Raw genomic sequence first — 10142 nt, forward strand, 5'->3', positions numbered from 1 at the left:
CCGTAATTGTGTAAACCTATTTTAGTACTAACTTTAAAGTGTAAACTAACACCAGTATTAACAACCAATAGTGTAAACTTTTTTCAGGACGGGTCAGTATCTTTAAAGCAACGCTACTGTTTCAAACTGTTTCACTTAATTTTGTAAAGCTCTTATTATGAGGGTTTAAAGCAAAAATGCTGTTTCAGCTGTTTCACTTTATTTTGTAAAAAACACATTATGTGTTGCCGATAAGCGCTTCGTAGTCGGCGACGGTGTCAATATCAATGCCTCCTTTCTCAAAAGGGATAGTTGCTACCTGATCGGGATGGTCGGTGATGAGTTTTTTGGCGCCCTCTTGTCCTTGTAATTGGAGCAGTTGCTCAAACAAACGATGGGTAAACAGCGCGGGCACGCCAACCGTATCGCTATAGGTGCAAGCTATGAGGTGTTTGCCGGTTTGCTGTTGCTTAAACAGCAGGCTGTCTATCAGCGTCCGGGTTACAAAGGGCTGGTCGCACAACATGATAACCACACTGCGAATAGCCGGGTTTTGCATTACCTCAGTCATAGCCGTTGTGATAGATGATGCCATACCATTAGCCCAATCAGGGTTGTGCAGGATGCTGATATTGTACTGTTTGATGCCTGGTTCAATGGTATCCGCGTTAGCGCCAAGTACCACCATCACCTCATGGCACCTTGATTTGATGCCCGCCTCTATAGCCAGCTCAAGCAACGTTTTGCCCTTGTACAAGAGCGTCTGTTTAGGGAAGCCCAGCCTGCTTGATGCCCCGGCGGCAAGGATGATAAGCGCTGTCATTACTTATTGATCTGTAGCGTGAATGGACTCTTGTTTATACTTTAAAGATGCCCCATTGCGTGATGACAGCACCGCCTTGATCTCGGCTACTATCGACAGCGCAATCTCATCTGCCCCCTCCGATCCGATGTCAAGTCCGGTGGGCCCATACAGGTTACCGCGCTGTTCATCACTGATGCTCATGCCGGTGCTTTGCAGTTCGTCAAGCATCCGCTCCAGCTTCTTACGGGGGCCAAGCACGCCAATGTAGGGCAAGCCTAAAGGTATCAACTCAGCTAGCAACGCTTGTTCATAATTGTAGTTATGGGTCATCAATACAAAGGCTGTCCACTCCGTTATTTGCAGGTGTTGCAGCACCTCCTCCGGCCTGGCAACTATAAGCCTGTTAGCTTGTGGGAAGCGTTCGGCCAATAGGTAATTCTGCCTGCCGTCCATCACGGTAGTATCCCAACCCAGTACCGCAGCTATGCGGGTGAGTGGTATGGCATCGTTACCGGCGCCTATCACTACTAATGCAATGGTGGGTTTGATGTACTCCACAAAGGCGGTGTATATTACGCCATCCGTATAGGTTGGGTGTTCTGAGCGTTTGTTGTTTAACACCTCGTTGGCGTCAGCCAGTAGCTGGCCGGCATATGGGTATGAGATCGTATTAGCAGTCATTACCCCATCATTAGTCAAGCCTAAGCAAGTGCCGGGCTGCCGCGCCTTACGGTCATCAACAGAAAACAACGTAACCAGCACCGCAGGCTGCTTTGAGGCCACAATAACCTTTAGCAAACGGATAGGATCATGCTTATCAGACACGGGCTCAATCAGGATATGGATAATGCCGTTACAGCCAAGGCCCACGCCCAGTTTGGCGTCATCGTCGTCGGTGGTGTCGTAAGTAACTAACAATGGCTCCTGCTGTAGTATCACCAGGCGGGCTTTGCGCAGGGCATCGCCTTCCAGGCAACCGCCGCTTATGGCGCCCGTAAGCTGGCCGTCTTCGGTAATAAGCATCCGCGCGCCTGCCCGTCTGTAAGCCGAGCCTTCTACCGATACTACCGTGGCAAGAGCGGTTTTTTTACCCTGCTTTATAGCTTCGTCAAAAGCGTTTACAATGTCTGTTATCTCTTTCATCGCTGTGATACCAATATCGTAATTTACTTACAGGATAAAATAAATATCTTTAAACACAAAATGCCCGCCTTATGTACTTTATATTTTCAAAGCTACTGCTCTTTACCCTGATGCCCGTTTACTGGGTAATAGCCTTGTTGGCGACAGGATGGATCATCAGAAACCCTAAACACAAAAAGCGCTTTATAATAGCAGGTTTAGTAGTATTGTACATATTCTCGGCGCCTATTTTTTTAAAATCGTTTCAATCTTTTTGGGATGTCAAACCTTACCCTGCGGCTGACACCACAAAGTACAGTTGCGTTATTGTATTAGGCGGGTTCTCTTCAGGTGGTGACAGTGGAGACGGACATTTTACAACAGCCGCCGATCGGTTTATCCAGGGTACAAAACTGGCGATAAGCAAACAGGCATCGCACATATTGATCAGCGGCGGTTCGGGTGAATTGATTCCCGGCAAATTTAGAGAGGCCGCATGGGTGCGCACGCAATTATTACAATTTAGCGTTCCGGACAGTATCATATTGGTAGAGAACAACTCCAAGAATACCATCGAGAACGCCCGCTTCTCTAAAGTTTTGCTGCAGCTAAAGCACTTGCCGCCCCCCTATTTATTGGTAACATCCGCCTTTCACATGCGCCGTGCACAAATGATTTTTGAAAAAGCAGGTGTAAAAGTAGTGCCCTACGCCTGTAATTATTTTTACGACGACCTAAAAGTTGACTTGACTGACCTTTGGCCGGAAGTGGGCACCTTAAGCACCTGGCAGTCTTATACCAAAGAGGTAGTGGGTTACGCTGTTAATTACATTAAAAGCTAACAAAAAAAGCCGTCCTTAAACGTTAAGGACGGCTTTGATATAATGAAGCTTTTTAATTAGCTTTTGATCTCGCGGACCTTCATGTTTTTCCAGCCGCTTGAACCAGGGTGTTTCTGTATAGCGATCTTGCCTTTTTGAACTTTCATGAAATCTTCAAAGCCACGGCTTTTAAATTTACTGCTAGCCAATGCTTTTTCCCACTCAGGGCTACCAATTTTAACGTCAACAGTTTTTATACCGTTTAAGTAAAAAGTTAACTGACCTTTGTTTTGGATCAATCTAACCTGGTTCCACTCGCCCGGGGTTACCGGTTTTGATACTGTGGCATCGCCAATCATATCGTATAGGCAGCCAGCCCAGTGATTTTGTTTTTTGTTATCCTCAGCATCAATGTTATCCAACACCTGCATTTCTGCACCTGTTTGATAAGTAGCACCGTATTTTTTATCTTCCTGAATGTTAAAGATGATACCGCTGTTGCCACCTTTTGATATTCTCCATTGCAGTTGCAATTCGTAGTTTTCGTAAATGCCGTTAGTAACCAAATCGTCACCAGCACGGTCATTCTCGCGGTCATATTGTATCTGGCCGTCTTTAACTATCCAGTTTCTGGCAGCAGTGTCGCGCTTCCATGAGTGCCAGCCAGTAAGGTCTTTACCGTTAAATATCAATACCCAACCTTCTTTTTTCTCTTTCTCGGTTAATGTATTATCAGCAGCCGGGGTTGAAGCTGTGGTAGCGCTTTCTTTTTTAGCGCCGCAGCTAGACAATAACATTGCTGATATAGCAAGAGCTGCTACAGCGTTTAATAAAACTATTTTTTTCATATTAATTTAAAATGGTTAGGGTAAAGCTACAACATTTTTTAAACGTGCAGTGTTTTTTGCAAAATTGAATGGTAAATAATGAGTTACAATTATATTAAATGCATCGTAGCGCATTTTAATTAGCAATACAATCTTTTACTTCCCATATTTTGCCGTCTGTTTTGGCCCAAATATAAATAGTGTTGTTTTCACCCAAATCCAACCGCATATCTGCTTTAGGGTTTTTAACCAGGTCGATAAACTTGTTGGGCAAGCCGTTAAATTGCAAATCAAACTCTTTGATTTGCGCCTGCTGGCCAAGTTTAAGGTCCTTATACTCTAAATAAAACATACGCCCCTTAACAATATCGCCAAAAATGTATTTGCCTTTTAGCTGCGCAATCTTGCCTTCATAAACAAACCCGCCTGATATGGCATTTCCTTCGTCATGGTCATACTGGGCTACTGCATAGGTATATTTATGATCACGAGCGGGCAAATTGTATATAGCGCTCTTCTTGCCCGCAAAGTTGAGTACAAAAGTACCCTCGCGCTCCGGCCAGCCGTAGTCAAGGCCGGGTTTAACGATGTTAAGCTCCTCCACCATGGTATAACCAATGTCTGATGCCAGCATGGTGCCATCCGCTGCCCAGGTAATTTTGTTTGGGTTACGGAAACCACGGGCATATACCTCGCCCAACGTATTTTGGTCAGCATCCTTCGCCCAGGCATTGGCGGCAACTATACCGTATTTGCCATTTTTACTGTTGCGCCCTGCCGGGTCTATCCGGATGATTGACGACCTGATCTGCGTCGGCGCATCGCAAAGCTGCGGGTACCTGGCCTCTGCCGAACCACCGTCGCCTATGCCCAGGTAAATCAAACCGTAGTCGGCAGAGCCGGGCTTACTTAGGGGGTTAAATATAATTTGCTGCATGCCGTGTATAGGCGATGGCATATTAACGCGGAGCATTTCGCGCGGTGTAGCGTCAAAAACTGTTGCGTTGGGGTCATTTATTTTCCACTCGTTAACTACCCATTGCAGGGCTACCGGTATAGAATCAGCATACGTATAGTCTGCCGGGGCAGAACCCTTTTTCTCTGTATGTGTGGTGTACAACAAACCATTTTTATAAAACTCCGGATGAAACGCGAAACTGCCCCAACCGCTGGCTAAACCGGGCTCAGGGATAAAATTGGGTTTAAGTTGCGCCATATCCATTATGGTATTAAACCGGCCGTCTTTAATCTCATAAAGTTTGCCGCGCATTTCCAGCATCAGCATACGGTTGCCTTTTGGTCCCTTTAAAACAAAGGTTTGGGTAATACGTGTTGACGGGTTCTTGGTTGATGTTTTAGGCGCGGTTAGCCACTCCTGTAATTTCAAAGTTAAACCCGATTTGGCAATTTTCGCCGGCATTGGGTCGGTGACAGGTATGCCTAATGCTGCCGTGTTTACATATACTTCGGCTTGCTTTTTATAAGTGTTGATGAAAGATAATATGGCGTTAATATCTGTCGGCTTTAACTGTGGATGCGATGGCATGGGCACCTTGTATTCCGCAAATATAGCGGCCGCCCTTTTATCGCCGGCTTTTACCAGAGCTTGCGAGTTGCTGATGAATTTACTTAAGTAAGCATAACTTGCATCGGCTGTAACGCCTGATAGATCAGGCCCTATGCCTCGGGTTTTAAAATTATGGCAGTCCGAACAGTTTTTCTGAAACAAAGCATCGCCTTGGGCTATAACTGTTTTATTTACTGAATAGGTGCTTGCCGGTTTTTTTTGTTGGGCAATGCCGACAGTTATCGTGCAGCAAAAAAACGGCAGCAGGATAAAGCGCTTATTAAAGCTCATGATGGAAAGATTATTGAATTGGTTGTTTGGTTATTAGAAAAATCTAAGATAACCAACAATGCCGGAAATTATAATCAATATCAAATTTAATGCATGAGGGACATTAAAAAGATCTTTCGGTTGATGCTATCCAGGCACTCAAGCTTGTGTCTACGGTTTTATCGGTAACAAGCTTAGCCATGGCCGGGGTGTTGCCGCTTTGCGCGAGTTTATAAAAATAGGCGGCGTAATACTGATCAAAAAAGGTCTTATCAGCTTTTTTTGCTGATGCCTGCCCGGCTTGAGTAAATATAGTTTTAAGCTGATAGTCAAGCAGTGCGGCGCCGTTAAGGTTTTTAGTTTTTGACGATGCGATGGCCTGATTGATAATGCCGTTTAATAATGCGTTTTCTCGCGCATCAGCACCCGGGCTTTTATTGGCGCCGCTCGCCTTTAAAACGCCGCCTTTCAAAATGCTTTGCAAATTAGTTATAGCTTCTTCGCTACGGCTGCCGTTAGGCTCTAACAATAAAAAACTGCAAAAAGCCAGCAGGGCATTCATTCGTTTATTTTGATGAAAGGTAACCAGGCCATACAGGCGCTGGCTGTTGGCATGTTTAGGGTCAAGTTTTATCGCCTCGATAGCCGCCAGCTCGGCATCGGCATATTTTTTTGCGCGGAAATTGGCTATCCCCAAGTTAAAATATAGGTTTTGATCTTTAGGATACGATTTCAGGCCCTCTTTAAATACGGTAATAGCCTTATCAGGCAGGTTGCTTTTATCATAAATACTGCCCAATAAACTGTAGGCTGCATTGGTATAATTAGATTGTGTTTTTAAAACTTTTTCCAGGAGCGGTACGCCCTCCAGGCCTTTACCCTCATTGCTTAAAGCCAGCGCGGCTTTATAGTTTGTGGCCGGGTCGTCGGTGTCCTGTGCGAATGTTGAGGATACCGACAGTATCGAAAATAATAACGTAACAATTAAGCTTCTAGCCTGCATTTTATTCTGTCTCTCTTTTTTTGGTATTTACCCATGTTACCAGTGCATTTATGTTGGCCTGATGTTCTTTCAGCCAGGCAATGTTATCGTTCTTAAAAACGCTTAAAGTTATATAACGGAAAAACGCATCTAAATATTCTGTCTTGGCCATATCGCCAAAAAAGTTGGCGTAGTATTTATTAAAGAAGGCCGTGTTTTTTGGGTCTTGTTGCTCTGCTGCAACTTGAAAAATGGCTGGCAATGCCGCCGTGAGCGAATCTAATGCGGTTACGGTTGTACCATTTTGCGCAGCTATAGTTTTTCTTTCCATCAGGCCCGCGGTAACCGCCATGGATACGGCCAGTTGTTGAACATTGGTCAACTTGTCAGTGCCGCTCATTTTAATGTTGTTGCCGTTTACATTGGCATACAACATGTGTTTGATATAGTTAAGTGCTTCAACAGATCGGGGCGTTTGTGGCTCCATAATCAAAAAATTACACCATGCCAATATCGAGTTAAAGTATCTGCCCTGGTTGTAATTGGCTATGGCATAGGTACGCTGACTGTTGGCATGCTTTTGATTTATCTTTATCGCCTCGGTAGCTGCTGCATCAGCCTCTGCATATTTTTTCTGGAATATGTAAGATATACTCAAATTGTACCACAGGTTTCCGTCTTTCGGGGCTACCGCTATACCTTGTTTGTAATAGCTTACTGCCTTATCAAATTCTTTCCGCTCGTCATAAATATTGGCTAAAAGCGCAAATACACGTGGCGATTTATCAGCAGTAACCATCTTTTCAAGTAGAGCCAGGGCGTCATCTTTCTTGCCAGATGCAGAAAACGAAAACGCTTTTTCATACATCACCAGCGCGTTGTTAGGTTCCATTTTTAAAGCTGCGTCATATTTTGCAATGGCTTCCTCATATTTTTTGGCGTCGTGCAATGAGGTACCTTCTCTTAATAAAGCATCAACCGGGGCACTCATTCCCTGTGCAAATAGGGTTGCTGTACAAAATATCAGTACAATTGTCAGCAGAATTTTAAAATTGGGTCGTATCATTTTTGGTGTGATAGGTTAATAACTAAAAGTAACTAAGGTTATTAACTAAAACAATAGAAATGTTTAAAACTTAATTGAGGTTGGGGAGTTATAATTTGCAATTTTCGCATTTCATTTTACCCCCGACAGTATTTTACATCTATGAGTTTATTGAAACAATGCTTACTCTCTTTTACACTTTCCCTACTTGTACTAACTTCATGTTCATCTGACCCGAAAAAAGCCGGAGGATTACTAGATGATGAAGAAAAGAGAAAACCCCTGGATACAACCGCTCTGCTGGCTTATAACCCTAAAAAGGCCGATAGGCGAATAGACGACTTCATTAAAAACCTGCACAAAACCCGTGGCTTCAACGGCAACATACTTGTTGCTAAAAATGGCAAGATCATTTATCAAAACGCTTTGGGTTGGGCCGACTACCTGCATCGCGATAGCTTGAAAATAAACTCCCGGTTTGAAATGGCATCGGTAACCAAAACCATGACCGGTACCGCTATTATGATGCTGATTGAGCAGGGTAAAATTAAACTAACACAAGATGTACGCGAGTTTTTCCCCGATTTCCCGTACGAAGGGGTAACCATAAAATTGTTGCTTACACATCGCTCGGGCATGATGAACTATGTTTATTTTGTTGATGGCGTTTATCGCAAAGAGCATCGCGTACAAAAGGTGGGTTTGAGCAATGCCGACGCTATGGCTTTGATAGCGCAATACAAGCCGCCCCGCTTTAATGTCCCGGATAAAAGGTTTTTATACAACAACTCTAACTACATGGTGCTGGCATCTATCATTGAAAAAGTGACCAAAATGCCGTATGCCCAGTTTATGAAAGCGAACGTTTTTAAACCTGCCGGCATGGCGCATACCGACGTATACTCTAAAGCTACCTACGATAAGATACCGGTTGATGTTGTGGGACACGACCGCGGTAGCTGGCGCTACTCGGTTGTACAAAACTTTTTAGACGGGCCCGTTGGCGATAAGGGCATATACAGTACAGTTGGCGACTTATGGCTATTTGACCGCGCCTTACGTGCCGGCAAACTATTAAAGCAGGCTACTATGGATACCGCCTACGTGGCGCGTAACCCCTGGATAAAAGGTCACTTTAATTATGGTTATGGCTGGCGCATATTTGAGGCCCCGGGCCAAAAGGTGGTTTACCACACGGGATGGTGGCACGGTTTCAGGCATATATACCTTCGCGATATGAAACACGACGTAGTGATTGTATTATTGACAAACTTATCAAACGGCAGTTTGTTAAAACTGGACGATCTGTTTAATATAACCGGCATGCCGGTAGTGCGCAAAAGCGCCTATACCGGTAATGGGGATACGAATGAGGATTAGTCAGATGTGCAGATGCGTGGATATGCAGATGTGCAGATGATGAATAAATGATTTAATAGAAATTAAGTAATAAGATATGCAAAATGCGATATGCAAATCATTTGCACATCCGCACATTTGCATATCTGCACATCAAGACTATGTTTGACAAACTAATGCAGGCCCAGCAAATGGCTGGCGATATTAAGAAAAGGCTGGACAATATCAGCGTAACCGGCACTGCCGAGGGTGGCAAGATAACTGTGGTGGCTAATGCCAACAAAGCGGTACAATCTGTAACCATTGATGCTGATTTTTATAAAGATGCCGACAAGGAAGAAATTGAAGAGCTATTAGTAGTGGCCATTAACAAAGCCATGCAACAAGCCGACAACGTAAGTCAAAGCGAAATGTCTGCAGCCACCAAAGATATGTTTGGCGGTTTAGGTGGCATGTTTGGGCAGTAGGCCCCACCTCTTGACGGAGGCCTTTTAATACACAGTAACTAATTAAATAAATCTCCCATACCGGGGCAGATTTAGAGGGTGCAAAATGAAAACTACCTATTACGGACAATCAACCATAATGATCGAAACCGAGGGCATGAAGCTTTTGTTCGATCCCTTTATAACGCCAAATCCGGCGGCTAAGGACATTGATATTCACAGTTTACAACCCGATTATATCCTGGTGTCTCACGGGCATGGCGACCATGTTGCTGATCTTGTTGCGATACAGAAGAGCAGCGGCGCTAAGGTTATCTGCATTGCCGAGATAGCCGACTGGTTGGGTAAACAGGGTATAAAAGCCCACGGCATGAATATTGGCGGCGGTTTTAATTTTGATTTCGGCCGTGTAAAAATGGTTAACGCGGTGCATTCAAGCACCCTGCCCGATGGTTCGCCCGGTGGTAACCCGGCCGGGTTTGTGTTGGATTCGGGGGGTAAAAAAATCTACTTTGCCGGCGATACGGCCCTTACCTATGATATGAAATTGCTGGAAGATGAAAACCTTGACTGGGCGTTTCTGCCTATTGGCGATAATTATACCATGGGCGTTGATGATGCTATAAAGGCCACCGACTTTATTAACTGCAAAAACGTTATCGGTATACATTATGATACGTTTCCGGTGATTGTTATTGGTAAGGACGAGGTGACCGAGAAGTTTATCAAAGCCGGTATCAATATTAAATTGCCTGCAATTGGTGAGACGATAGATCTGTAACCCTCTTAAATAATGACAAACAAAAAAGCCCTTCAGGATATTCGAGGGCACTGAAAAAGTCCAATAGTGAAAAAAGGCGTAGAAGAAGAAATTTTTCTACGCCTTTTTTGTATCTTAAAGTGTCAAAAGAAAGATACT

At 44.2% G+C, this 10142-nt stretch carries 10 protein-coding genes; 4 read left to right on the top strand and 6 right to left on the bottom strand.

The genetic code is table 11. From position 1 onward, the window contains the following. Window positions 1–217: 217 nt before the first annotated feature. Together ACFSYC_RS19450 and ACFSYC_RS19455 are read right to left on the bottom strand one after the other, a co-directional pair. Window positions 218–802, bottom strand: a complete 585-nt coding sequence (locus ACFSYC_RS19450) for a nucleotidyltransferase family protein (RefSeq protein ID WP_377130534.1) — start codon at window positions 800–802, stop codon at window positions 218–220. A gap of 3 nt (window positions 803–805) precedes the next feature. After that, on the bottom strand, window positions 806–1927 hold the full coding sequence (locus ACFSYC_RS19455) for an XdhC family protein (protein ID WP_377130536.1): 1122 nt from the start codon (window positions 1925–1927) through the stop codon (window positions 806–808). 71 nt (window positions 1928–1998) lie between these two features. On the opposite strand from ACFSYC_RS19455, the gene ACFSYC_RS19460 reads away from it, so the two are divergent. Then, complete coding sequence (locus ACFSYC_RS19460) at window positions 1999–2748, top strand: YdcF family protein (RefSeq protein WP_377130537.1); 750 nt, start codon at window positions 1999–2001, stop codon at window positions 2746–2748. 56 nt (window positions 2749–2804) lie between these two features. Here ACFSYC_RS19460 and ACFSYC_RS19465 read toward each other — a convergent pair whose 3' ends face one another. The 4 genes from ACFSYC_RS19465 to ACFSYC_RS19480 all read right to left on the bottom strand — a co-directional run bounded on the left by ACFSYC_RS19465 (window position 2805) and on the right by ACFSYC_RS19480 (window position 7439). Continuing rightward, window positions 2805–3575, bottom strand: a complete 771-nt coding sequence (locus ACFSYC_RS19465) for a 3-keto-disaccharide hydrolase (RefSeq protein ID WP_377130538.1) — start codon at window positions 3573–3575, stop codon at window positions 2805–2807. A 115-nt stretch (window positions 3576–3690) separates the two neighbouring features. Continuing rightward, complete coding sequence (locus ACFSYC_RS19470; RefSeq protein WP_377130539.1) at window positions 3691–5412, bottom strand: PQQ-dependent sugar dehydrogenase; 1722 nt, start codon at window positions 5410–5412, stop codon at window positions 3691–3693. Between the two features lie 103 nt (window positions 5413–5515). Beyond that, window positions 5516–6394 (bottom strand): tetratricopeptide repeat protein, encoded by an 879-nt coding sequence (locus ACFSYC_RS19475; RefSeq protein ID WP_377130540.1) that lies wholly within the window; start codon window positions 6392–6394, stop codon window positions 5516–5518. Window position 6395: 1 nt separating this feature from the next. Continuing rightward, window positions 6396–7439, bottom strand: a complete 1044-nt coding sequence (locus tag ACFSYC_RS19480; RefSeq protein WP_377130541.1) for a tetratricopeptide repeat protein — start codon at window positions 7437–7439, stop codon at window positions 6396–6398. 141 nt (window positions 7440–7580) lie between these two features. Here ACFSYC_RS19480 and ACFSYC_RS19485 point away from each other — a divergent pair, with 141 nt between their 5' ends. From ACFSYC_RS19485 to ACFSYC_RS19495, 3 genes are all read left to right on the top strand, one after another. Continuing rightward, complete coding sequence (locus tag ACFSYC_RS19485; protein WP_377130542.1) at window positions 7581–8798, top strand: serine hydrolase domain-containing protein; 1218 nt, start codon at window positions 7581–7583, stop codon at window positions 8796–8798. Window positions 8799–8938: 140 nt separating this feature from the next. Next, window positions 8939–9244 carry a YbaB/EbfC family nucleoid-associated protein gene (locus ACFSYC_RS19490; protein ID WP_377130543.1) on the top strand — a complete coding sequence of 102 codons (306 nt, stop codon included), beginning with the start codon at window positions 8939–8941 and terminating at the stop codon, window positions 9242–9244. Between the two features lie 85 nt (window positions 9245–9329). Further along, window positions 9330–10004 (top strand): metal-dependent hydrolase, encoded by a 675-nt coding sequence (locus ACFSYC_RS19495; protein ID WP_377130545.1) that lies wholly within the window; start codon window positions 9330–9332, stop codon window positions 10002–10004. Window positions 10005–10142: the final 138 nt, after the last annotated feature.

Source organism: Mucilaginibacter antarcticus, from assembly GCF_042686155.1.
Taxonomy (GTDB): Bacteria; Bacteroidota; Bacteroidia; order Sphingobacteriales; family Sphingobacteriaceae; genus Mucilaginibacter; species Mucilaginibacter antarcticus.